The 25918-nt window shown below is 37.8% G+C and carries 21 protein-coding genes; 13 read left to right on the top strand and 8 right to left on the bottom strand.

What is annotated here, in order from left to right; all coding sequences use genetic code 11:
* Positions 1 to 7: 7 nt before the first annotated feature.
* Together pgsC and pgsB are read right to left on the bottom strand one after the other, a co-directional pair.
* Positions 8 to 463 (bottom strand): poly-gamma-glutamate biosynthesis protein PgsC, encoded by a 456-nt coding sequence (gene pgsC, locus FHP05_RS04860; RefSeq protein ID WP_147666116.1) that lies wholly within the window; start codon positions 461 to 463, stop codon positions 8 to 10.
* Positions 463 to 1647: a poly-gamma-glutamate synthase PgsB gene (gene pgsB / locus FHP05_RS04855; protein WP_330998077.1), complete on the bottom strand. Its 1185-nt coding sequence runs from the start codon at positions 1645 to 1647 to the stop codon at positions 463 to 465. Before pgsB ends, pgsC begins: the two co-directional genes overlap by 1 nt.
* A 517-nt stretch (positions 1648 to 2164) precedes the next feature.
* On the opposite strand from pgsB, the gene FHP05_RS04850 reads away from it, so the two are divergent.
* On the top strand, positions 2165 to 7939 hold the full coding sequence (locus tag FHP05_RS04850) for a lamin tail domain-containing protein (RefSeq protein ID WP_147666114.1): 5775 nt from the start codon (positions 2165 to 2167) through the stop codon (positions 7937 to 7939).
* A gap of 91 nt (positions 7940 to 8030) precedes the next feature.
* Here FHP05_RS04850 and FHP05_RS15260 read toward each other — a convergent pair whose 3' ends face one another.
* Positions 8031 to 8201, bottom strand: a complete 171-nt coding sequence (locus FHP05_RS15260) for a hypothetical protein (RefSeq protein WP_191126237.1) — start codon at positions 8199 to 8201, stop codon at positions 8031 to 8033.
* 196 nt (positions 8202 to 8397) lie between these two features.
* On the opposite strand from FHP05_RS15260, the gene FHP05_RS04845 reads away from it, so the two are divergent.
* Genes FHP05_RS04845 through FHP05_RS04835 form a run of 3 tightly spaced genes read left to right on the top strand, consistent with a single transcriptional unit; the run spans position 8398 to position 11127 of the window.
* A complete protein-coding gene (locus tag FHP05_RS04845) occupies positions 8398 to 9183 on the top strand; it encodes an enoyl-CoA hydratase-related protein (protein WP_147666113.1) in 786 nt (261 codons plus the stop codon).
* Positions 9184 to 9219: 36 nt separating this feature from the next.
* Positions 9220 to 10260 (top strand): enoyl-CoA hydratase/isomerase family protein, encoded by a 1041-nt coding sequence (locus FHP05_RS04840; protein WP_147666112.1) that lies wholly within the window; start codon positions 9220 to 9222, stop codon positions 10258 to 10260.
* A gap of 12 nt (positions 10261 to 10272) precedes the next feature.
* Entirely contained in the window at positions 10273 to 11127 is an 855-nt protein-coding gene (locus FHP05_RS04835) for a hypothetical protein (RefSeq protein WP_147666111.1), read from the top strand.
* 145 nt (positions 11128 to 11272) lie between these two features.
* Here the strand turns inward: FHP05_RS04835 and FHP05_RS04830 are convergent, their stop codons facing one another.
* The 4 genes from FHP05_RS04830 to mmgD all read right to left on the bottom strand — a co-directional run bounded on the left by FHP05_RS04830 (position 11273) and on the right by mmgD (position 16948).
* Complete coding sequence (locus FHP05_RS04830) at positions 11273 to 12742, bottom strand: CoA-acylating methylmalonate-semialdehyde dehydrogenase (RefSeq protein WP_147666110.1); 1470 nt, start codon at positions 12740 to 12742, stop codon at positions 11273 to 11275.
* Complete coding sequence (locus tag FHP05_RS04825) at positions 12739 to 13641, bottom strand: NAD(P)-dependent oxidoreductase (RefSeq protein WP_147666109.1); 903 nt, start codon at positions 13639 to 13641, stop codon at positions 12739 to 12741. Before FHP05_RS04825 ends, FHP05_RS04830 begins: the two co-directional genes overlap by 4 nt.
* Positions 13642 to 13675: 34 nt before the next feature.
* Positions 13676 to 15349 carry an acyl-CoA dehydrogenase family protein gene (locus FHP05_RS04820; RefSeq protein ID WP_147666108.1) on the bottom strand — a complete coding sequence of 558 codons (1674 nt, stop codon included), beginning with the start codon at positions 15347 to 15349 and terminating at the stop codon, positions 13676 to 13678.
* 480 nt (positions 15350 to 15829) lie between these two features.
* Positions 15830 to 16948, bottom strand: coding sequence for a citrate synthase (mmgD, locus tag FHP05_RS04815; RefSeq protein ID WP_147666107.1), 1119 nt, complete (start codon positions 16946 to 16948; stop codon positions 15830 to 15832).
* Between the two features lie 1053 nt (positions 16949 to 18001).
* Between mmgD and FHP05_RS04810 the strand changes: the two genes are divergently transcribed.
* From FHP05_RS04810 to FHP05_RS04795, 4 genes are all read left to right on the top strand, one after another.
* The gene (locus FHP05_RS04810; RefSeq protein WP_147666106.1) at positions 18002 to 18586 is read left to right on the top strand and encodes a DeoR family transcriptional regulator; all 585 of its coding nucleotides are present in this window, start codon (positions 18002 to 18004) and stop codon (positions 18584 to 18586) included.
* Between the two features lie 131 nt (positions 18587 to 18717).
* Positions 18718 to 19308: an SCO family protein gene (locus FHP05_RS04805; protein ID WP_147666105.1), complete on the top strand. Its 591-nt coding sequence runs from the start codon at positions 18718 to 18720 to the stop codon at positions 19306 to 19308.
* 46 nt (positions 19309 to 19354) lie between these two features.
* Positions 19355 to 19843, top strand: coding sequence for a hypothetical protein (locus FHP05_RS04800; RefSeq protein WP_147666104.1), 489 nt, complete (start codon positions 19355 to 19357; stop codon positions 19841 to 19843).
* Positions 19844 to 19908: 65 nt separating this feature from the next.
* The gene (locus FHP05_RS04795; protein WP_191126236.1) at positions 19909 to 20379 is read left to right on the top strand and encodes a FixH family protein; all 471 of its coding nucleotides are present in this window, start codon (positions 19909 to 19911) and stop codon (positions 20377 to 20379) included.
* Between the two features lie 147 nt (positions 20380 to 20526).
* Here the strand turns inward: FHP05_RS04795 and FHP05_RS04790 are convergent, their stop codons facing one another.
* Positions 20527 to 20925, bottom strand: a complete 399-nt coding sequence (locus tag FHP05_RS04790; protein WP_147666102.1) for a VOC family protein — start codon at positions 20923 to 20925, stop codon at positions 20527 to 20529.
* A 453-nt stretch (positions 20926 to 21378) separates the two neighbouring features.
* On the opposite strand from FHP05_RS04790, the gene FHP05_RS04785 reads away from it, so the two are divergent.
* The 5 genes from FHP05_RS04785 (at position 21379) to FHP05_RS04765 (ending at position 25735) form a co-directional block, all read left to right on the top strand.
* A complete protein-coding gene (locus FHP05_RS04785; RefSeq protein ID WP_147666101.1) occupies positions 21379 to 21855 on the top strand; it encodes a hypothetical protein in 477 nt (158 codons plus the stop codon).
* Positions 21856 to 22002: 147 nt separating this feature from the next.
* The gene (locus FHP05_RS04780) at positions 22003 to 22350 is read left to right on the top strand and encodes a hypothetical protein (RefSeq protein ID WP_147666100.1); all 348 of its coding nucleotides are present in this window, start codon (positions 22003 to 22005) and stop codon (positions 22348 to 22350) included.
* A 52-nt stretch (positions 22351 to 22402) separates the two neighbouring features.
* Positions 22403 to 23119, top strand: coding sequence for a glycerophosphodiester phosphodiesterase (locus FHP05_RS04775; protein ID WP_147666099.1), 717 nt, complete (start codon positions 22403 to 22405; stop codon positions 23117 to 23119).
* A gap of 358 nt (positions 23120 to 23477) precedes the next feature.
* Positions 23478 to 24128, top strand: a complete 651-nt coding sequence (locus FHP05_RS04770) for a phosphate uptake regulator PhoU (protein ID WP_191126235.1) — start codon at positions 23478 to 23480, stop codon at positions 24126 to 24128.
* Positions 24128 to 25735, top strand: a complete 1608-nt coding sequence (locus FHP05_RS04765; RefSeq protein ID WP_147666097.1) for a Na/Pi cotransporter family protein — start codon at positions 24128 to 24130, stop codon at positions 25733 to 25735. The genes FHP05_RS04770 and FHP05_RS04765 overlap by 1 nt, the downstream gene beginning before the upstream one ends.
* Positions 25736 to 25918 lie beyond the last annotated feature (183 nt).

Genomic DNA, 25918 nt, shown 5'->3' with positions numbered 1-25918 from the left:
TAAATCATCAAATAATAACGAGATGATAGACTGCTAATAATCCATAGGTAAGACCACTTAATACGATAGTACTAGATAGTGTCACAACCACACCTTGTTTTTGAATCGTGTTTGCAATAATTCCTGGTACGATGACACCAATTCCCCTAAATTCAAGAATTTCAAACGGGATGACCGGATAAAAATAGTCAAATACGAGTTTCAACATAATCCCTACTATTAACATAGCAGAAAATTTCCGACGACCATATAAAATAACAAATCGCATAATCCCGTGTTGAACAATGATATACGTTAGTAAACTAATGAGTAAAATAACTAACATAAAAACTGGCTGATCAAACACGAGTGCTAAATAGCCTGGAACAACTAGTCCAGCAGGTATAATTCCCGTTTTCTCCGCAAAAATTAAACTCAAGATGACTCCTAATACAAGTGCTATATATAGATCTGTCCCAAACATTAACTTTTTACCTCCGAATTTTCTGTACTACTATTTGTTAAATGATGAATTAGCGGTTCTCCTGATCCGTGAATATTTCCGATTCCATAAATAACTTGACCATTTAACCTTTTATGTAGTTCTTCTAAAACAAGGTCCATTGATTCATCTTCTAGATTCAGGAGTTCGTCTGCCTTAATCATGTCTTTGTTATATTTTTCTACAATAGGTGCTGTCGTGCTACCTGTAAGAATCAATGTACTAATTGACATGTAAGGCAATACATCATTAGCAAATTGTATCGTTCTATCCACTCGGTCATCCCGGCAGTTCATAATAACGATTAAATTTTCGGAAGGATAACCAACATACTGGACTCTATCCCATATTCTAAGAGTGGAAGTAGGATCATTTGCAGCAAAACCATTGACAAAATGAGCATACTTTCCACCATATTCATAGGTAGCAATTTTCATTGCACCAGGGTCTGGCGGCGTAAGTAGCATCCCCTCTAATGCATCTTCTTTTGGGATATCCAATGCCTCTGCTACACCTAAAGCGAGTGCAACATTGTCCGGAAAAATCATATAATCAAATTTTCGCAAATACGCTTCATCCACTTCTTCAGGCTTTGCTACAATAACCTTCGTATTCCTTTTTTTAGCAACTCGTTTAAATAAATTGAGGTATTCCCCATCTATCGTTACCAATGTTCCATTATAAGGGATTGTCGCTAGAAATGCTTGCGCCACCTCATCTAAAGTAGGCCCCATCACATCCATATGGTCTTCAAGCACATTCACAATCACGCCAATATTCGCTTGAAGCAATTGATCTTGAAACGTAATTTGATAGTCAGGATTAACAGCCATACACTCCGAAACAAGTGCTTCTGCACCTAAATCAGCCGCTTCTTGAACAATAAGCCTTTGCTCACCTATATTCGGACCTTCCCTGCGCCTAATAATCGGCCTTTCCTCTTTATTCCAATAAATCATTCTAGCAGCGGTACCAGTAGTTTTACCGACCGTCTTCAAACCACTCTCTATAATCATCGTAGTAATTAATCTTGTAACAGTAGACTTTCCACGAATCCCATTAACATTTATTCGAATAGGAATAGAATTTATATTTTCATAGTGCTTTTTCTTTTGTCTCCATCCAAGGAATAAAATAAGGATAGAAACAATGATAATCAAAAACAGTTCCATCTTATACCTCTACTTTCGACATCATTTTTACAACATATAATAATATAGCACAACTTAGAAATATACATAGGAAATAGCTATCCAAAGCCTTTTCAAAAGTCTCATTTAGGTAGAATATTTCCTCGTTTTTTTCATATTTTTTCACAAAAAGAGCATACTTTCGTCTACATTTGATACCTATACTTTTTATAAAATATAGACCTTTGGAATCATTTTCATTAATTGTTTTCCGTTTTGTCTTTTTTATATTTTTCTTCTTTTTTCCCCATTTTTAATGAGGGAAAATGGAAAGAAAAATCTCCTTTCAGTTAGGAGGAAATTTTCTGCTTTAACAAAAAATTGTCATTTTCGAGGGATGTGCAGTTGTTGCTGGGGGATGTGTGCCCAACGCCATGGGATGTGCGGTTCCCGTATGCAAACTTTACATACTATTTACAGAATGTTTACTATTGTTTAACAGTTAACATCTAAAATTGGGGGTGATTGGAATTAATAAATCGGAGGGGAATAGATGAAGATGAAAAAGGGAAAGGTTCATTCTTTTGTGGCGGCTGTTTCTGCAACAATGATTTTTGCAACAACATTATGGCCAGGAACAACGGTTGTACTGGCAGAGAGTACATATCCAAAAGGAGAGCAGCCAACTTTTGAGGTTTCAAAAGATAAGAAGCAAAATCAGGACACAAAGCAAACGAAAGAGAAAACAGAATTTCATCAGAAAAATGAGAAAAAAACAAAGCAGCCTGATATGACAGACGAAAATCATTCATTACCTGAAGAAGAGCAAGATGAAGAACCAAAATCAGATGAGAAACAAAAAGTTACAGGAAATGAGGACAAGTCCTCGGATTCAGAAGAAAAATATCCAAATGAGGAAGGTGACGAAAATGAAACAGATGAGGAAGGGAAAGAATCCGAAACTTCGAATTCAAATGATGAAAAACACGATGCTTCTAAGGAAGGAAAAACGAAAGAACATCAAGAAGATGAAATAGAGGATGATTTAGATAAGGATGAAGAAACTATTGAAGAAGATGAAGAGCTACGTATTGAACATGAGCCGATTACAAAAATTAATAAAAACGAGGAACTATTAATAGAAGCAAGCGTTCCAAATGCTAATAAAGTAATGATTCAATATCAAACTGGTAAACAAATGCAAACAGAAAATATCCCTCTACAACGTAAGGCAGATACAGACATTTATCAATTTAAATTAAGAAAAGAGATGACCGAACATCTATTTTGGTCCCCAGTGTTTTATTATTCGATCCACGCGGAAAATGAAGCAGGAGAAAAAGTTTCTACAGATGTTATCGAGGTAGATATTGTAGATAATAAAACCATAGATTATAATCAAATACCTCCCCTACTCATCACAGAAATCACACCAGACACAGCGAATGTAAATAAGAAAGACGCTTATGAATTTATTGAAATCTATAACAATACCAATCAACCCATTCAAATGAATGATTACGAGATTATTTATCGTTATCCAGATGGAAAAGCGGATTTCACCTGGAAAATTAAAGACGATAAGACAGTCGAACCACAAGATACTTTTATCGTTTGGATTCATAATGAAGGAAATAAAAATTTGACATTGGAAGATTTTAATAAGCATTATGGACTACAATTAACAGATGATGATGTGGCGATTGTTCATTCAGACGGGATGGCCAATGGTAGTGAGCGAACCATTCTTCTTGCAGATAAATATCAAAATGAAATTTCAGGAGCAACCTACACAAAACAAGATGTCACAGCAGATAAAGGGATTGTTTATGCCTACCCTACTTCTGGGAAGATGATGAAAAAAGTTGGAATTAGTGAAACGATAACTCCTTCAGAAATCATACCTGGACAAGTTCCAGCTGAACCAGTACAAGTAGATGCTGAAGGTGAAGCACCAGTCATTAAACATGAACAACCAAAAATAACAGATGAAGAAGTTATTGAATTATCTGTAGAAGTTACATCAGAGGAAGATTTACTCGGTGTAAAAGCACATGTGAAACAGAGTGATGACGCAAAGGAAAAGACAATTCAAATGGAGGAAACAGATGACCCTACTATTTTCACCGTTAGGATTCCACGTAAAGAAATATGGGGTGACACACTCTATTACTATTTTACGGCAGCTAATCAGGCTGGTGAAACAAAGAGTGAAACATTTGAATTAGAGATGCCCGAAAACCAAGTTGATTTTCAAAATTTACCAGAACTTTTAATTACTGAACTTGTGCCAGACAGCTCAAATGTCAATGCTTTAGATGGCTATGAGTTTATCGAAGTATATAACAACTCCAATCAAGACATTAATTTTTCTGAATATGTGATCCGTTATCGTTATCCAAATACCGATAAATCGGGTGACCTTCTATGGGAACCTACTTCAGATACTGATGTCATTATTCCATCTGGTGAAGCGATTGTTTTCTGGATTATTAATGGTGGTAACGGGCATTTATCAGGTGCAGATTTTAATCAAAATTATGGTACTAATTTAGTGGAAGGAAAAAATTTATTCCGCATGTCTAACAATGGTATGGCCAATGGAAGCGAGCGAACATTAATCGTTGCAACGAAATCAGGCCATGAAATTGCAAGATCGGCCTATAATACAGATGAACGTGAGGATGACACCGTTAAAGACAAGGGAATTTTTTACCGTTATCCAGCTGATGGAACAATTGATTCCGTAAAATTTAGTGCTGGAGTGTTGGATGCCACTCCTGGAACAGTGACGGAAGCTCAGGTACCAGCCGAAAAAGTCCAACTCAAAGAAGATCATGAAAAACCAGTCATTGAAGATAAGACAGGATCAAAAGAAATTCCTTCCTCTGAACCCGTTATTATCGAAGCGAAAATTACGGATAACGAACGTGTTACTTCTGCAGCAATTTTTTATCGAACAGATGAAACAAAGAATTTTAAAAAAGTAAATGTAGAAGAACAGAAAAAACATCGCTACCGTTTAAAAATTTATGCACCTGAATTAATTGGAAAAAATCAATTAGAATATTATTTTGTTGCAAGCGATGGGACAAGTACTGTCAAAACAGAACCACAACAAATCAAAATTGTTCATGACCATGTGTTAGAAGGTTTGCGTTTGAATGTAGCTGATGGGGACATCCTTTCTGGTGAAAGACTTATCAAAGCAACGGGAGATAACGCAACAGACAATGTTCAATTATTCATAGGTGATAAAGAATTAACAGATAAAACAAAAGCATTAGAAACAGAAGCATATTTTGCTTTTGATATCCGTAAAACAAATTTATATTTTAAAAATGGAGTCACAATGGGTGATGACATTTTGCACATATTTGATGATACGGTAAATGAATTTACAACACTAACCGTTCCAGTTGAACCTGAACGTTTGAAAGTCGGGGAAAATACGATTTCCGTTCGTTCAGGAACAAAGGTTAGCCCATTTGATTTAGAATCAACGGAAAACCGGGATGATTTTTATTTAAAAAATATTCGTCTCGTATTGGCAGATGGAACGGTGATTCGTGATGCGGACTACCCGGATGCTGGAAAAGAATACGCAATCGGTGACAGTGCTGGCATGTCTAGTGTATATGATTTCACATTTACATTGGAAGAAGACCAATTTAAAGCAAATGCTTATCTAATAGATACGACTTTATTGAAAGATGGAGAACATGAGATTAAAGCAGTTTTAGATGAAGAAACCGTATCAGCAAATGTCGTGGTTGATAACACAGCACCAATAATCAACCCAACAATCAACAACGGTGAAACATATAAAGGCAAGTTTACAATTGATGCAGCATTTACCGATGAATTAAGTGATGTAACAGAGACGAATGCACAATTAAATGGGGACTATATTTCTCTTCCATTTGAGACAAGCTCTGCCCTACTGGATGCTGGGGAGCATAAGGTGGTATTTACAGCAATGGATGAAGCAGGAAATACAAGAACAAAAACTGTAACATTTCAAACAAAAGCAGAACATCCGCTTCTCCCTGACGCATCACCAGATGAGGCAGAAGCTACAGAAACAAATTTAACCGTAAAGGTAACCGACCCAACTGGTGATGAAATGGATGTATCTTTCTATGAGGCATTCCAATATAAAGCAGACAGTGATGACATGTCGATTTCCATGCACGCATCAGATACAGAACCACCGCAAAATTTCACACCAGAAGGCGAGAAAAAGTTGACTGACAGCGAACGTGAAAAGCTGATAAAGAAAGATGGAAAAGCCATCACAACAGAATCAATCACCCAATTCCCGTATCATCGTTTTGATGTAGCAGTTGATGAAAAAGTACAAGCAGATGACATTGTCGAAATAGTTTGGAACGGTTCTTCCTTAGCCGGTCGAAAAGTGACGATGTATGCATGGAACGTTAAAACGAGTAAATGGGAAGCACTCATTTCGACCATTGCCGGGGAAGAAGAATTTGAATTAATTGGAAAAGTAACTGCTGGTGACTATATGAAAGATAGAAATATTAGTGTGATTGTTCAGGATGAAATTGCGAAAGATCGTGTGGATGATACTGATGGTGCTACAGACATAGCTGATTCTGAAGTATCCCGTGATTCGAGTCATCCAGTAGCCGAGGAACTACAAACTATTAAAAGTGATGACACTGATAATTCGGGGGATTACCGCGATGTGTTAGACTTACCAGTTAAAGACGGACAATTCTCTTTTGTCTGGTTCTCGGACACACAATATTATTCCGAATCTTATCCGCATATTTTTGAAAATCAGGTTAATTGGATTGTTGATGCAGCAGAAGGTTTAAATTTAAAATATGTTTTCCACACAGGAGACCTTGTTGATAAACATTATGATCCGAAACAATGGGAAGTTGCTGATAGTAACATGAAAATTTTAGATGATGCCAATATCCCATACGGTGTTCTTGCTGGAAACCATGATGTCGGGCATAAAGGAAATGACTATGAAAATTACTATCAATATTTTGGTGAAGACCGCTATATTGATAGAGACTATTTTGGTGAATCTTACCTGAATAACCGTGGCCATTATGACTTAATCTCAGCAGAAGGAAATGACTTTATCATGGTATATATGGGCTGGGGTGTCGATGAGGATGGAATTGATTGGTTGAATGACGTGTTAGAAAAATATCCGAATAGAAAAGCCGTCCTGAACTTCCATGAATATCTTTTAGCAAGTGGGTCACGCAGTCCAATTGGAGATAAAATTTTTGAAGAAGTTGTTGTGCCAAATGAAAATGTACATGCTGTGTTAGGTGGGCATTATCATAATTCACAAAAGCTAGAAGATAGAATTGATGATGATGGTGACGGTAAACCAGACCGAACCGTTTATCAAATGTTAGCAAACTATCAAGCAGGTCCTGAAGGTGGACAAGGTTTCTTGCGGATTTTAACATTTGACCCAGAAACGAACACAATGGATATGACAGCCTATTCCCCTTACCTGAATGAAAAGGATTATTATGATCCAGAACTGTACCCTGGGAAAGATTCCTTTGTTGTTGATTGGGATTTAACACCACAAGAGAAAAAAGTAGAAACAGACTATATTGAAGTAAATGTCTACACTGACAAATTAATTGGCAAAGTAGAAAACGTACCTAGCGGCGAAACAGCAACCGTTGTATGGAATGACTTAGAGCCTAATGAAACCTATTTCTGGTATGCCACAGCCGAAGACAATTATGGTGGAAAAACAAACTCCCCGATTTGGTCTTTCCTGACAAAAGATGGTGAAGTGATCGAACCAGAAGAACCTGGAGATGATGCAGGTGGTGACGATGGTGATGTGGATCCGGGTGATGATGAAAACCCTAAAGAGCCGGGCGGAGACAATAACCCTGGAGACGGCGGAAAACCTGGAATGCCTGAAAAACCGGGTAGTGACGGAAAACCGGAAGTGCCTGGAAAACCGGAAGTGCCTGGAAAACCAGGTAGTGGAAATCAACCTGGAAATGGAAATAAACCAGGGAATGGGGAAAAGCCTGAAAATGATAAAAATCTAGAAAAGCCAAGTAAACCCGGAAAAGATAGAACAAATAATGATGGGAATGGCCCAATCATTGAAAAACCAAAGGAAAAAGATGACGATTCAAATGATAATGGATGGCTATCAAATAACAAAACAAATGGAAGAAACAAAGCCGGGACAGGACTACCAAGCACAGCAACAAACATGTATAACTATATCATTGCTGGTATTGCCCTTCTCGTTCTCGGAACCGCAACCATGCTCCTCCTGAGAAGAAGAAAAACAAATTAATCAAAAGGACCGTCCCAGGGCGGTCCTTTTTCTTTTGAAATCTTCGGCCTGCTATCGTTAGGGTGACTCCTTTTATAATAGTGAACCTTTTTTATAGTAAATCTGTGAAATAATCTATTTTTTGTTCTCCGATAAATCCTTTCATTTCTCTTTCAAAATCTACCTTTATTTCTGGTATTCGAGGGTCTTTTTTGTATAAACGCTGGATGATAATCTCTAGTTTCAGCAGAGACGCTGATTTTTCACGGAAATGGAGATTCATATACGACTTTTCGCTCCTTTTCATTATTTTCTGAAACTAGTTGTCTGATTTCATTGACTATTTATTAAGCTATCATTTATGATAGAGTTAGGAAAGAATTTTTTAGCAAGAGTGGGGAGTGAGGAAGTATGGTGGGTTCGACTCCCACCGTCTCCACCAAAATGCTAGGATATTTTTTAGGGGGGATTTATTAAAAATGGAATTGCAAACGATTACAATCAAAAGAGAAGATTATGTATCTATTGTGGAAATTAATCATCCACCAGCAAATACATTATCTTCGCAAACAATCACAGAACTAAGAGAAGCATTTCAAATATTGAAAGACGACATTGATACACATGCCATTATTGTCACTGGTGCTGGTAGATTTTTCGTTGCTGGGGCAGATATTAAGGAATTTACTGAAGCTTTTGGTGATTATGACGCTGCTTTTGCTATGGCAGAGGCTGGTCAAGCATTATGTGATGAAATCGAACAAATGAAAAAGCCAGTTATCGCAGCGATTAATGGTGCTGCACTTGGTGGTGGATTGGAATTATCCATGGCATGTCATTTACGCCTAGCAGCTGAGGATGCAGTTTTAGGTCTACCTGAATTGAATCTCGGACTTATTCCAGCATTTGGAGGTACCCAGCGTCTTCGCAAATTGGTTGATATGCCTACAGCACTTGAGATGATTTTATCTAGTAAACAAGTAAAAGGAAAAGAGGCAGCCGAAATAGGTCTCGTTCAAGCAGCTGTGAAAGGTGATGAACTAATGGATACAGCACTCACACTTGCTAATTCACTAGTTGCTGGAAAAAGCATGACAAGTGTGAAGCGCGCGCTTGAATGTGTTGTGCAAGGTGCAGATGAAGCACTGGAACACGGCCTGGAGCGTGAGCGCGTAAAATTTGCGGAACTATTTTTAACAGATGATGCAAAAGAGGGAATTACTGCATTTGTTGAAAAACGTAAGCCAGATTTTAAACATCAATAATGTTTTATAATCAAGGGTGAAAGGAGAAAGATACGAATGGAAGAAGTTCTTGTTACAAAGGGGAAAAATGGCTTGGCAACGATTACGTTAAATCGCCCAAAAGCTTTAAATTCACTAAATGATGTGATGTTAAAGAAAGTGCATGAAGCACTCACTGCTTGGAAAGATGATGATGATGTTCAAGTAATCCTTTTTGATGCTGCAGGCGACCGTGCCTTCTGTGCCGGTGGAGATATTAAAACACTGTATGCAGCAAAAGATTCAGACGCTAAAAAGCAAGAGGCTATTGCATTTTTCGATTTAGAGTATGAAACCGATCAATTTATTGATGATTATCCAAAACCAATTATCGCGAATCTAGATGGTATTGTAATGGGCGGGGGTGTTGGCCTAACATATGGTGCCGATTATAAGATCGTCACAGAAAAAACAAAATGGGCGATGCCAGAAATGAATATCGGGTTCTTCCCTGATGTTGGAGCAGCTTACTTTTTGAATAAAGCTCCCGGATATACCGGTCGATACGCCGCATTAACCTCAAAAACATTCGGTGCTGCGGATGTTTTATATATGGAGGCTGCTGATTACCATATACAGACTGAGCAGTTGGTAGGCGTGCTGGAAAAATTAAAAGAAGTAGAGTGGCATGCAGGTGATGTAAGGAAAAAAGTAGAATCCCTGTTATCGGAACATGCGTCAGCTCCGAAAGAATACGGGAATCTCGAGAGATTACAGCCGGCAATCGATAAACATTTCCAATTTAATACCGTGGAAGAGATTATCCAATCGCTGGAAACAGAGTCTAGCGATTGCGCCGTGGGAGCTAGGGAAGACTTACTTCAAAAATCACCAGTTTCCTTAAAAGTCACACTAGAACAACTGATTAAAGGAGAGGGAAAATCCTTTGCAGAATGCCTTGCAATCGATTTAATCATTGCCAGTCGATTCATGGAACATGACGACTTTTTCGAAGGTGTCCGCTCCGTGCTAATTGATAAAGATCGTAATCCAAATTATAAATATAAAACATTAGACCAAGTCTCCGATGAATTGGTTGCCTCATTTTTTGAAAAATAGGATTTGGAGTAGGTGAAAAAGCTGCCTGAGATATTACGCGGGCAGCTTTTTTTGGTTTGGGGTGGAGGGGGATATCGGGATTTGGAACGGGATATCGGGATTCAAGCACATATATCGGGATTCGAGCACAGATATCGGGATTCAGAGCAATATATCGGGATTCGAGCACAGATATCGGGATTCAGATGCAGATATCGGGATTCGGAGCATTATATCGGGATTCAAGCACATATATCGGGATTCGAGCACAGATATCGGGATTCAAGCACATATATCGGGATTCGAGCACAGATATCGGGATTCAGAGCAATATATCGGGATTCGAGCACAGATATCGGGATTCAGAACATTATATCGGGATTCGATCAAATATATCGGGATTCAGAGCATTATATCGGGATCCAAACAAATATATCGGGATTCGGAGCAAGATATCGGGATTCAGGCACATATATCGGGATTCGGGCAAATATATCGGGATTCGAGCACATATATCGGGATTCAACACGATATATCGGGATTCAAGCACAGATATCGGGATTCAAGCACATATATCGGGATTCAAGCACATATATCGGGATTCAAGCACAGATATCGGGATTCGAGCGAATATATCGGGATTCAAGCACAGATATCGGGATTCAAGCACATATATCGGGATTCAAACAAATATATCGGGATTCAGAGCAATATATCGGGATTCAAACAAATATATCGGGATTCAGAGCAATATATCGGGATTCAGAACATTATATCGGGATTCAAACAAATATATCGGGATTCAAGCACATATATCGGGATCCAAACGCACATATCGGGATTCAAGCACATATATCGGGATTCAGAACACAGATACCTGGATCCTAAGCACAATATCCCGGGATCCCAAACAAGATATCCGAATCCAAGACATTTATATGGTTGATTTTCTGCTTTAGCAGAAAATCTTCCTTTCCCACCACTTAAAAAAACGAAGCGGCGGGCCGCTTCGTTTCCTTTTTTTTATATTTAATTAGAACCATCTTTCGGTAACGACTTTTTTCCTTGTGTAGAATTGGACACCGTCTTTTCCGTTTGTTCCTAGGTCGCCGAAGAAGGATGCTTTGTTTCCAGCGAAGGCGAAGAATGCCATTGGTGCTGGGACGTTGACATTGATTCCGACCATACCAGCATCAATTTGGTTTCTAAATGTTTGGGCATGTTTTCCATTGGTTGTGTAGATCACCGCTCCATTTGCGAATTTGGATTTATTAGTTAGGTCAATCGCTTCCTGCAAATCCTTCACACGAACAACACTAAGTACTGGTGCGAAAATTTCATCTTGCCAAATTTTCATATCTGGATTTACTTTATCGAAAATCGTTGCACCTACATAGTATCCGCCATCTTCTTTTGATACTTTTTCACCTTTTTCTCGACCATCGACAAGTAATTCTGCTCCTTCTTCTACCCCTTTATCCACATAACCGAGAACACGCTCTTTATGAGAATCACGGATTAGTGGTCCAACGAAATTAGCCTCAAAACGCCCGTCACCTACATCTAATTTCTTCGTTTCTTCCACAAATTTTTCAAGGAATGTATCTGCATATTCATCTGGCACAGCTACAACAGATGTTGCCATACAGCGTTCTCCACTACTTCCGAAAGCAGAACCGATAATTCCTTGGACTGTTTTTTCTAGGTTACAGTCAGGCATCACAACAGAATGGTTTTTCGCTCCAGCTAATGCTTGCACGCGTTTTCCATTGGCTGTTCCTGTTTTGTAAACATGTCTTGCTACAGGTTCAGAACCGACAAAGGAGATTGCTTCAATATCTGGATGTTCTAACATACGATTAACGACATCTTTTCCACCTTGGACAAGGTTTAGTATACCTTTTGGAAAGCCAGCTTGATAGAAATAGTCTACCAGTTTTTCCGCGAGTAGTGGTGTACGCTCGGACGTTTTTAATACGAATGTATTACCACAAGCAATCGCTAATGGGAACATCCATGCTGGAATCATCATCGGAAAGTTAAACGGTGTAATCCCACCTACTACACCGAGTGAGTAACGCCAGATGGACCCATCAATACCAGTTGCAATATTCGGTAGGGCATCCCCCATCATCATGGATGGTGTGGATGTCGCAAGTTCCACGGCTTCAATTCCACGACGAACTTCCCCACGTGCATCTGTTAATGTTTTTCCATTTTCTAGGGTAATGATTTTCGCTAATTCTTCCTTATTTTCCTCTAATAGCTCTAAATATTTAAACAATGGCTTCGTTCGAGCTGGAACTGGTGTCGCTGACCATTCTGGATATGCCTCGGCTGCCGCTTTTACCGCATCATTCACATCTTCTACCGTAGATAATGGTACATGTGCGATTGCTTCCCCTGTTGCTGGATTTGGGACAACCTCTACCTCCGTGCCTCTCGAGTCTACCCATGCATCACCTATAAAATTTTTCACCATTTTAATGTCTGTTTTCATCATTTTGTATCAAGCCCCTCTCTTGTTTTTCCTTGTGCTTTTACTTTTTCATAAAGAACCGCCATATCTTTCGGTCCATAGCCTTCCTTTTCTGTTTCTGTATATAAAGATACTAATTGCTCACTAATTGGTAGGTTTAAATCTTGTTGTTTTGCCAAATCAAGGGCAAATCCAAGGTCTTTTAACAATAAAGAAATGGTAAATCCCGGTTCATAATCGTTATTTGCAATATATGTTTTATAATTTCTTTCATAAATGCGGCTCTGACCGTAACTGACATTTAACATGTCAAATAACTTATCGAGGTCAATGTCTTTTTTATTCGCTAATTGCAGTGCCTCACTAACCCCTGCTGTATAGAATCCGATTAATAGATTATTAATCAGTTTAACCGTTGTACCACTGTCAATGGTCTCACCAACATGGAAGCAATCAGTTCCTAGGGCATTGATCAGTGGTAATACTTGCTTGAAAACTTCCTCAGAACCACCAACCATAAAGGTAAGTGTACGGTTTACCGCACCAATTACTCCCCCACTTACTGGAGCAGCAAGAAATGCGATTCCTTTTTCAGTAGCTGCTTTAGCAATTTTTTCATTCATTTCTGGAGCAACTGTACTCGTATCCACCAAAACAATGTCTTTGTGGCTATGGGAAATCAATCCATCCTCCCCGAGGTATACAGCTTCTGCCGCTTTGGAGGACGGTAAACTGGTGAAAACGACATCACAATTGGCTGCTACTTCTCCGCCTGAGTTAGCAGTTTTTCCTCCTGCTTCTTCAAATTGAGTTAAGGCATCTTTGTTTAAGTCATGTCCCAATACATCATAGCCATCTTCCACTAAATTCTTTGACATTGGCATTCCCATATTTCCTAATCCAATAAAACCTATTTTTTCCATCTAATCGCTCCCTTCCTCTTTCATATATATTTATTTAAACGGCATATTTGCCTGTTTCCACTTGTTTTTTGGAAATTTCTTTCTTTTTCGCAAACAAATCGGTATAAATTGGGATTTCTGTGCCCTTTATACTTGCCAACATTTCCGCCTTTTTCCCTTCATCTTTTACAATGGATGCGATAAGGGTTGTTGCTTGCATTTCAATTAGTTGAAAACCTTCTTCACAAATAATATCTGCTATCATTTCCTTTATTTGGTTCGCATCATCTTTCAATGAGCGATATAATACGGCTTTCATCTGATACACTTCTGTTAACATATCGGAAATGACCCGTAAATAGTCTTGATAATCATCCATTGTTTTTCGGTCCATTTCTGGCAAGTTTTCTACCACGTTATCAATTAATTGGATCGCATGATAAATAAATTGCTCGTTCCGACTGGTCGGTTTCCCAACTTCTTTCAATACATTGGAATCTTTCCTATATTGATTTAAAAGAGCCTTGGCTACAGTCAAGCGATTAATTTCATTTGTTCCTTCAAAAATTCGATTAATCCGCGCATCACGGTACATTCTAGTAATATCGTATTCTTCCATAAATCCATATCCACCATGAATTTGCAGAGACTCATCAACAACATAATCCAATGTTTCGGATGCTTTTACTTTATTCATGGCACAATCCATCATGTAATTGGAAAGTTCTTTGACCAATTTTTCATTATTGTCAATTTCATCCAACAAATGTGCCGTATAATAGGCCATACTTTCTACGCCATAAATAGCTACTGCCATATTGGCAATTTTCTCCTGAATTATTGGAAAATCTACTATTTTAGTCGCAAATTGCTTTCTTTCTAATCCATATTGAATTGCGATTTCCATCGCCTGCTTTGCCATTCCTATATTGGAAAAGGCAAGCTTTAGTCTCGCAAGATTCAAAATATTTAAGGCAATGTAATGCCCTTTTCCAACTGTTCCTAGTACATGGTCATTAGATAAACGAACTTGATCCAATATTAATGTAGCAGTGGATGATCCTTTGATACCAAGCTTCTTTTCCTCTGGACCAACAGAAACACCTGGCATATCCCGCTCCACAATGAAGGCGGTAATTCCTTCTTCTCCTTTTGCAAAGACAACATAAGTATTGGCCAGATGGGCATTGGTAATCCATTGCTTCTCCCCGCTTAGTACCCATGTCTTACTGTCTTCTTCCCATTTGGCAGAAGTTTTTGCTGCTAAGGCGTCTGAGCCGGCATTTGGTTCTGTTAAGGCATATGCGCCAATCCATTCTCCTGAAGCCAATTTCGGAACATATTTTTGCTTTTGTTCGTCAGTACCATATAAAACATATGGTAATAAACCGACACCAGAGTGAATGTTAAATGCAACACTAAATGAGGCTGCATATCCCATTTTTTCAGCGATTAAACCAGATACTTTCTTACCAAGTTCAAGTCCACCATATTCCTCAGGGACTTCTACCCCCATTAAGCCAAGCTCGCCGGCAGCAGTAAATAATTCTTTCGTTAAATCATAATCATGATTTTCAAGACTTTCTAGTTGTGGTAAAATACTTTCATCGACAAATTGAGATACCATTGTCGCAATCATTTTTTCCTCGTCGTTTAAATCATCTGGTGTTGGGAAATTTTTTAAATCTCCTATGACTGGAAAAACAGATTTCTGTTTTAACCTTTCCATTCATTCAACTCCCTCCTGTTTCTAAAAACACTAAAAATTCATTTATTTTTTATACAGATTGAGTGGTCGCTCAAAAATATCTTTTCTCAGATGTGTATGTTCGGAATGTCATTATTAATTCTTTACGAAGAAATAGCAATTATATGAAAACGCTTTCTATTTATTTGAAATTTTTTTGATAGATTAAAGTTTACTATCAACAGAATTTTCTTATCATATTTATAAAAAGTCTATAAATCTTTCCCTTTTCTAGTTGCTATTATATAATGTATGGGTTCGCGATTTTTTTAGTCGCGAATTGGTGGGCAGTGATTCACTCGTGGTGACAAATAAGATGGATGACCGATTGAATGGAGGAAAGATGGACCCTACTCCATCATCCGCCATTCACCGATCAGTATAGGTCATTTATTGCTCGTGGTAGTAAATTTTTTCTATGTCTTGGAACAAAATTATCGTGTTTTCTAAGTATCCTTTATACTATTTGATTGGTGAATACTGCTCACCAGTATATTTAACACGTGGACGGAATAAACGGTTATTGTCATGTTGCTCAATAACATGTGCAGTCAGGCCTGAAGCACGTGAACCATAGAAAATTGGTGTGTACAATGGAATCGGAATATCTAGTAACCAGTAACATGGAGCAACATAATAGTCCAAGTTAGGATAGATACCAATTTCTCTTTCCATTACTTTCTCCCCTGCTTCACACATTTCAAGCAGTTTATAGTCTCCTTTTGCCTCACATAATTGTTTTAAAGCATCTTTCATAACTAGTGCTCTTGGATCCATTTTCTTCATATATACACGGTGTCCAAAACCCATTACTTTTTCTTTGTTACGAAGTTTATTCATAATAAGCTCTTCAAATTCAGAAGCAGAGTCTGCTTTTAATAGATCATGCATGACCGCTTCGTTTGCTCCACCATGTAAATATCCTTTTAATGATGCAACCGCACCAGTTAAAGCACCATAAAGATCAGACATTGTCGAAGCAATTACACGAGCAGTAAATGTTGAGTTCGGCATTTCGTGTTCACTATATAGTAAAAGTGCACGGTCGAAGATTTCTTCTTCTAGCTTTGATGGAACTCTACCTGTAACCATGTAAAGGAAATTCGCACCGTATGATAGATCCTGACGTGGCTCAATTGGCTCATCCCCATTTAAAATATGATAACTATTCACAATTAATGCAGGTAATTTTGCCAACAAATCATATGCTCTATCTTTATTAACTTCGGTAGAAAAATCTAATAAATCTTTATCAAACCCTCCCAAACTGGAAAGTCCTGTTCGTAGTCCATCCATTGGATGTGTATCCTTTGGAAGTAGCTTTAAAATGTCATAGATTTCTTTTGGTAACCCATAATTATCTTTTAATTTTTTATCTAATTTTTCCTTCTCTTCAGCCGTTGGAAGTGAATTTTCCAGAAGCAAATGAACCATATCAAGGAAATCATTTTCTCTTGATAACTCAATTAGTTCATAACCTCGAATAATAATCTTCTCTTCTTTTGTGTCTAAAAGTGAAATCGCCGTTTCTGAAGCTACAACACCATCTAATCCTGGTACAAATTTATTTGTCGTTTGCATATCTTTTATCCCCCTATTTTTATTACTCTATCTTTTTGCATAGTTTTTCTATTTTTCAAACATGTAAACGATTACAGCACTCTTTTTAATACACCTCCATTTTTATAAAATTTAGCGGTAATTAATTAAGATGTTTTAAAAAGCGAGCGCTCATTCAGTTTTTTTAATAAAAAAAGAAACAACCTCTTACTCCCTAATAAGAACAGTCAAACACTGTATTTATGTTGTCATATTTTCCAGCAAATGAAACACTCTTTAAATCACATCAAAAATTACCTTAGTGTTGTATTTGTATAGATACTCCATTCTTTAATTTCTATCTTTTGGTTATTGTATCACTACTTTTCTCTAGTTTCAATATGTTTGTAATTATCTAAATTCAATAAAAAGAATATTTGTATACAAAAGTGCGATGTGTCATATGTTTGACACAATTTATAAAAATTAAATATTTTTATAAATTTTCTTCTAAAATATAAAATTGTCATACATTTTTCACAACACGACATTGCAATAAATAGCATGCATTGATAAAATGGATGTGATAAATTGTTCGAATCTGTTAAAAATAACTGCAGCAAATCAATCATTATATAAAGTGAAACTTCAATCAGTGGGAGTTTCTCCATTTCCCACTGATTGTTAGTTGAACCAATCGGGCATTTACTGGCTGTTGATCCTCCACTTGTAATTCTTGGATATTCCGAATTCTTAATGTGGAGGTCTTACAGCCAGTTAATACGCGGTAAAGTGAAACTTCAATCAGTGGGAGGTTTCTTCTTCTCCCACTGATTGTTAGTTGAACCAATCGGGCATTTACTGGCTGTTGATCCTACACCTATAATTCTTCAGTATCCCAAATTCTTGATGTGGAGGTCTTACAGCCAGTTAATACGCGGAAAAATATTCTAGATGATGTTGTGAAAATGAATGAATACACTCTCTCCTACTCGTCTTCCAAATCGTTTATTGGTCGCTTGATTGGAGAGATTTTTATGATAAAGATACGAATTCATGTGGCACAGCATCATTTTTATCAAAGGGGGTATGTTTATGCTGCCAATTGAAAGAAGGAATCAAATTAAACAATTAATTCAAGATAACGAACATATGAAAATTTCCGAGCTAAGTAAGTTGCTCGGTGTTTCTGAAATGACCATCCATCGCGATTTAAAACCACTTATTAAAGAAGAGTTTGTTATCAAAACATTTGGTGGGGTCACATTGGCAAAGGACTCCGCTACCAAGCAAATACCTGATGATGCTTGTATTATTTGCCGCCGCCCAGTAGAGGAACGTCTTGTTTTTCGAATTATCCGTAAAGATAACCAAATTGAAATGGCTTGTTGTGCCCATTGTGGCCTTTTGCGTTTCCAACAAATAGAAGATCAAGTCATGCAAATTATGACCCATGATTTTCTGTGTCACACAACGATTAACGGGCTAACTGCATGGTATGTCATGGACACATCACTTGTCGTTAGCTGCTGTAAACCACAAGTTCTAGCCTTTGAGTCGAAAAAACATGCTGACCAATTTGTCAAAGGCTTCGGTGGAGATGTGTATTCTTTCCAGGAGGCACTTGAAAAACTTCATCAGAAAATGAATAGTGGTACTTGTTGTCATCATCATGATTGATTTTTCAGGTAGAAATCGGATTATATGATTTACGTATCCATTTTCATTATAATGAAAACAGTACATATTTATTGCAAGTTACATGATTATAAAATTAATTGGCAACATCCAGATTGAAAGGAGTATGCTCATTGAGACAATTAAAAGTATTAGGTTTGTTTATTGTTTTATCCCTTATTTTGGCTGCTTGTGGTGGAGAAAAAATTGAAACCAATATGAGTGAGGATGTCATTGACTTCGAATTCACAACACAAGACAACGAGAAATTAAGCCTTGATGATTTAAAAGGAAAATATTGGATTGCAGACTTTGTTTTCACAAACTGTACGACTGTATGCTTACCAATGACAACGAATATGTCCGAACTACAAGATATGATGGAAGAAGAAGGACTGAACGAACATGTTGAACTCGTTTCCTTCTCTGTTGATCCAGACCGTGACACACCGGAAGCATTAAAAGACTACGCAGAAAGTTATGATGCAGATTTAAAAAACTGGACATTTTTAACTGGATATGACTTTGAAACGATTAAAGAACTTTCTATTAAATCATTTAAAAGTTTGCTAGCTGCACCACCAGAAGGAGATGACCAAGTCACCCATGGTACAAGATTCTACCTGGTCAACCCGGAAGGCGAAGTTATTAAAAATTATAATGGAGTAGAATCTGCTAACTTACACACACTGATGGATGACTTAAAGAAACTTGATTTAGAATAAAGGGATGCTCTAAGCAACACACCTGCTAGAGCCAGAGTTGGATTGATTGGTATCGCGGGTTGGATGCGGATATCGGGATTTCGGAGCAGATATCGGGATTCGAGCGATTATATCGGGATTCGGAGCACATATATCGGGATTCAGAGCATTATATCGGGATTCAGGAACAGATATCGGGATTCAGGCGCAGATATCGGGATTCGGGCGCAGATATCGGGATTCGAACGCATATATCGGGATTCGGGCGCATATATCGGGATTCAGGCACGGATATCGGGATTCAGGCGCAGATATCGGGATTCAGGAACAGATATCGGGATTCGAGCACGGATATCGGGATTCAGGCGCAGATATCGGGATTCAAACGCATATATCGGGATTCAGAACATTATATCGGGATTCGAGCGTGGATATCGGGATTCAGAGCATTATATCGGGATTCGAACGTATATATCGGGATTCGGGCGCAGATATCGGGATTCAGGCACGGATATCGGGATTCAAACGCATATATCGGGATTTCGGCCCAACATAACTTAAGATGAAAAATGCCCCATCTCATGTAATATGAATTATCTATACCATATTGGAGGTTATTTCATGCGGAAAAAATTGCTTTCTTTTTTCATAATCATGCTCATCCTTGTACTTGGTGCTTGTGGTGCAAGTGATGAAACAGAGGAATTAACACCTTTAGAGGTTGACTTACAAGTACCAGAAACAGCAGATGTTGGGGAAACAATTCCACTTAAAGCAACTGTTGGATTTGGAGATAAAAAAGTCGATGATGCCGACGATGTAGAATTTGAAGTGTGGGAAGATGGCGAAAAAGAGGACACCCTTTCCATGGATGATGATTCAACAGATAAATTTGACGCAGACAATGATGGTGACGGTGTGTATTCTGGTGAAATATCATTTGATAAAGATGGCGTATTTGTTGTTCAAGTCCATGTAACCGCAGAAGGATTACACACAATGCCACTGCAAAAAGTAACAGTTGGAGAAGGCGCATCAGAAGAAGATGCAGCTGAGGATGACCAGAAAGATGACGAAGAGGAAGGAAAATAGTAATAAAACCTTTCATGGAACAATGTTATATAATATGACACATTATAAAAATTTAAAAACAAAGGATAGATGAACAGGAGATTTAACCTGCTTATATCTATCCTTTTTTATATGACAATTGATTCATTTACTACTAGATCTTCCATTTTATTTAGGGAGATTTAGTTGCCATGAAACTCCGAAGCGGTCATTTAGCCAACCGAATTTTTCACTGAAACCATAATTATCTAAAGGCATAAGTGCTTGTCCACCTTCAACGAGTTTCTGATAAAGATTGTTAATTTCTTCTTCCGTATTACAAGTAACATAGATTGAAAACGAAGGTGTGAAAGAAAACTGGTGTTTCACATTACTATCAATACAGATAAATTCTTGCCCATTCAAGGTAAAGGTAGCCTGCATTACAGTCCCTTCTTCCCCTGCTTCATTAGCTCCATATCGAACAATTTTTGTAATTTTAGAATCCTTAATGAGAGATGTGTAATAATTCATTGCTTCCTCTGCATTACCATCTTGAAACATTAAAAATGGAGTTACCTTTCCCATTTTAAAATACTCCTTTCCACGTCACACTTATTGCATAATTTAATCAAAATTATATCATAATCCCTAACAAATCCCCCTCATATCTAAGAAAAATTGTTATTGTACAAAAAGGAAAAGTTCATCCAATCCTTTATAAAGTGAAACTTCAATCAGTGGGAGTTTTCTTCGTCTCCCGCTGATTGTAAGTTGAACGAATAGGGCTTTTACTGGCTATTGATCCTACACTTATAATTCTTAGGGTTTCGAATTTTTGATGTGGAAATCTTACAGCCGGTTAATCTGCGAAAAAACTCTTTTACTTGATATTTCTCCCCCTGATTAGTGCTGTATTTATGCTATAATTTAAATTAGAATGTGATAAAAGGTAATTTTCATGTTTTAACCATTTTTGTTTCAGGAAATTACCTCAATTTATGAGAAATAATACCACAGTCATATGGGGGACATCACGAGATGAGTAAGTGGTTTTTATTAAATATCATTTTATTAGGTATTGCCATCTGGAAATTTGTTACAAACGGACTTTTCCCAGCAGTTCCAACACATATTATGATTGGCTTTCTTGCGGTATTATTTTACCTCTTTAATTGGACAAGGCATGCGGTATTTTCTACGATCCGTGATGTCCCCAACCGCCAAACAAAAATCAAATACGCCAATCTTTCTAAAAAAGTACTCCCATTTCATAAATGGACAGGAACAACAGCTTTATTAATTGCACTGATTCATGCCACAATCGTCATTCATACATATGGATTTCAATGGCAAATAGCCAAATTCATAACCGGGACTCTCGCACTCATTATTCTTGCCGGAATTATCACAACAGGTTGGATGAGATTGTACCGGCCAACCATTGCCAAAAGAATGACACACCTCTATTTAGGAATGGCATTGTTTTGGATGATCTTACTTCATATTTGGTTGTAATTTTGGTATAGCCTATGAATTTTTACGGGGAAAATGGAAAAAAACACATGGACAAATCTAATAATTTTTTCACCACCGCTCTCTTTCATCAAGGAACTCGCCTTCGTCATGATAGAGTGCTTTTTTAACTCACAAATGCTATTTTAAATGGTAACGATTTGTGGAGATATCGGGATTTGGAACATTATATCGGGATTCAAACACATATATCGGGATTCAGAACAATATATCGGGATTCAAGCGCACATATCGGGATTCAAAACAATATATCGGGATTCTAGCGAATATATCGGGATTCAGAACATTATATCGGGATTCAAACGCAGATATCGGGATTCAAACGCACATATCGGGATTCAGAACGATATATCGGGATTCAAACACATATATCGGGATTCAGAACAATATATCGGGATTCAAACTCACATATCGGGATTCAGGCACAGATATCGGGATTCAAACACATATATCGGGATTCAAAACATGTTACCATAAATTTAGAAATACAAAAATGGATAATCATCATTAATGAAAAGGATGTGTTTTTTTGGTACTAAATTTTGCACATAGGGGTTCTCTTACAGAGGCTCCTGAAAACACACTTTCTGCGATTCAAAAGGCTATTGACAAAAATGCGCAGGCAATTGAAATCGATGTCCAACTTTCAAAAGATGGACATTTAGTTGTCATTCATGATCATCGTTTTTCGCGTCTTAATCCTAATGTTCCTGGACTGGTAAAAGATTATACATTAAAAGAAATTAAACAAATCGATGTTGGGTCCTCCTTTTCAGAGAAATTTGCTGGGGAAACTCTTGCAACCCTTGATGAAGTTTTAGAAGTCTGTCCAAAAGATACCCTTTTAAATATTGAAATTAAAAATATTCCGATTATTTATAATAATATTGAAGAAAACGTGTTACAATGTTTAACACGACATAATCGGAAAGAACAAATTGTTATTTCATCCTTTGACCATGAAGCATTAGCAAAGGTGCAGGCATTGGATTCAAATATGCCACTAGGACTTTTACTTTATTATCGTTTAGTCAAACCATGGGAGTATGTGAAAAATTCAGGATTGAATGTGTGGAGCGTCCACCCGAATATGGTTTATACAACTGAACAACTTGTTCAAGAAATCCATCGACTAGGCCTCAAGGTATACCCATATACTGTAAATCATATAGATAAATATGAAGAAATGCTCGAATACGGAGTCGATGGCGTCTTTTCCAATAACCCTGAGATTTTCAGAAAATAAAAAGGGAAATTTTTTGCGAATGCAAAAAATCAACAATTGAATGGTAGTGGTTTTTTTTTAGCCGGGGATGTGTGATTGGAGCAAGAAGATGTGTGGTCGATGGCTTGGGATGTGCGCTCCCAACCGAAAATGCGCAGTTATCAGCCAGAAAATATGCGCCTCGAGCCCAGCGGTGTACGCTCTCAACGGTGATATGCATCTCGAGCAAAATGGTGTGCTCCCAACCGAAGATGGTGCACTCCCACCCTGAGAATCTGCTCCCAAGCCCGATGATATGCGCTCCACTCCCACCCCTGCGAATGTGCGCTCTTCACGTAATAATATTCTCAACAGGGATTTCTCATTAGGAGGTGTGATTTTGTTAAAGCGACAAAATTATTTTGAATTGAAAAGTCAGCAGATGAAAGAAATTATCTTAGATGTATTGGAGCGTTTGTTACAGATGGCAGATCAGTATACTGCGCATTTGGAGAAACCTTCTGATAAGAAGAAGGCATATATTTTACAGGTGGAGCAGTTTGTGAATCAGAGCGAGGAGCGAGTCAATGATCATATTTTAGAGCTGCTCTCTTTACAACCAGTTGCAAAGGATAAAGTTAAAGAGTTATTCGGTATTAGCCGGATTGCTGGTTTGTTAGAGCGGGTTGGGGATCAATTAATCAATTTGCTTACGATAAGTGATGGTGAAAATGCTGCTGAATTAATGCCGATGATTGAGCAGTTTTTCCATTATGAGCGGGAAATGATGGGGTGGTTAATCCAAGGTATTGAAAAAAACGATCGTCATCTGCTTGAGCTCGTAATTTCACATGACCAATATGTGAATCGATTAAATAAAGGAACTTACCAATCTGTTGTTCATTCGGTTCAGGAGCAGGAGAAGATTACGGAGAGTAATTTGAAGACCATTATTATGAGTCGTTTTCTTGAAAGGCTCGGGGATTATCTGGTGACCATTGCTAAAATATATCATGACTTTTTAGATACTAGACAAGCGAGTGACGAATAATGGAGTTATTTTTTCAAAGTTTTCTAGGCTTTATCGGTGGATTGGGGATATTTTTATATGGAACCCATCTTTTAAGTAATGGATTGCAACGTGTGGCCGCCTCGAAAATGAGAACATACCTTACCAAACTAACAGACACACGACTGAAAGGATTATTCAGTGGAATCCTCACGACATTTCTATTGCAAAGTAGTACCGTAACATCCATTCTCTTGGTTGGATTAGTGAGTAGCTCAGCCCTCACCTTGTCACAGGCTTTTGGGGTTGTTCTCGGTTCTGCGATTGGTACAACGTTTACAGTACAAATTCTTACCTTTGATATTTCGATGTACTCCTCTATTTTCATTTTCTTAGGGGTTATTTTTATTATTTTTGTCAAGCATGATAAATGGAAATCAGCTGGTTTCATCTTACTCAGTATTGGATTTATCTTTTTCGGAATTCACTTGATTTCATCTGCTTTAGAACCTTTAAGTGAGCAGGCACGATTTTTAGAAATCCTACTTAGCCTCTCAGAAAATCCGTTCATTTTTGCTTTCATTTCCATGGTGTTAACGGCCCTTTTCCATAGTAGTGCAGCCATGATTATTATCGGAATTGCCTTTGTTACCAATGGTGTTCTAACGATGGAAGCAGTCATTCCACTTGTTTTAGGGGCGAATGTTGGCTCAACCATCCCAGTTCTCATCTCTAGCACGACATCCAGTAAAGAAGGAAAAAAGCTTGCCGTCTTTTATTTCTCGTTTAAATTTATTGGTGTTGCACTCGTTTTCTTCGGGTTAGCGTTCCTTGGACCACTGATGGAGATGATTCCTGGAAATCCTGGAAGACAAATTGCCAACTTCCATACCATCTTTAATGTGTGGATTGCAGTTATTTTTCTACCTTTTTTACCAGCAATTGCGACGCTTTTCAAGAAACTTTATCCACCTAAAAAGAAGTCCCCTATGTTTCAAGTGGATTTGCCCGAGCATTTATTAACCGTTCCAGAAGAGGGCCTTTATCAAAGTAAGCAAGAAATTGTAACACTCGCAAGTCTTGTTCACAAAGGCATGATAAGGCGTCTGGAAGATTACATCGATGGAAAAATAGATAAGCAAAAGCTGTATGAAATAGAAATCTTGATTGACGCATCCTATATACAAATCCAGCAATTTTTATTAAAATTAGCCCAAAAAGATTTAACAGATGAACAATCCAATTTAGAAGTTAAGCTATTAAATATTTTAAATGATATCGAGCATATTGGAGATACTGTCATTCGATTTATCAGTATTGCTGACAAAGTAAGCAAGAAAAATATTATATTAAATGAAGCTGATTTAGAAAAGGTAAAGACCCTCCTGCATTATATTGAAAAAACATATGTAGACTCCCTATCGGCTTTTCGGGATGATGATTTACAACTAGCCAAAGACAACTTACAGTACCAAGCCTCGATTGATCAATTTGAAAAAGATGTGAAATTCGAGCATTTTAACAGTCTCATTCATAAAAAGGAACATAATCCCGATATTAGTGCTGTATATTTGGACATTATTAATCAATTGCTCCATATTTACCAGCATTCCATGAATATCTCACGAACAGTGTTAGGGCTCATTTAATGAATGTACCGTTGCTGGCCAGGAGATGTGCGCTTGATGGCCTAAGGATGTGTGCTTGAGACCTGAGGATGTGCGCTTGCTGGCCTGAGATGTGCGCTCCCGCCCCGAGGATGTGCGCTCCAAGCCCGAAGATGTGTGCTTGATGGCCTGAGATGTGCGCTCCCGCCCTGAGGATGTGCGCTC

It is taken from the genome of Cerasibacillus terrae, from assembly GCF_008039555.1.
GTDB lineage: Bacteria > Bacillota > Bacilli > Bacillales > Amphibacillaceae > Cerasibacillus > Cerasibacillus terrae.
This window is presented reverse-complemented; position numbering and strand designations above follow the sequence as displayed.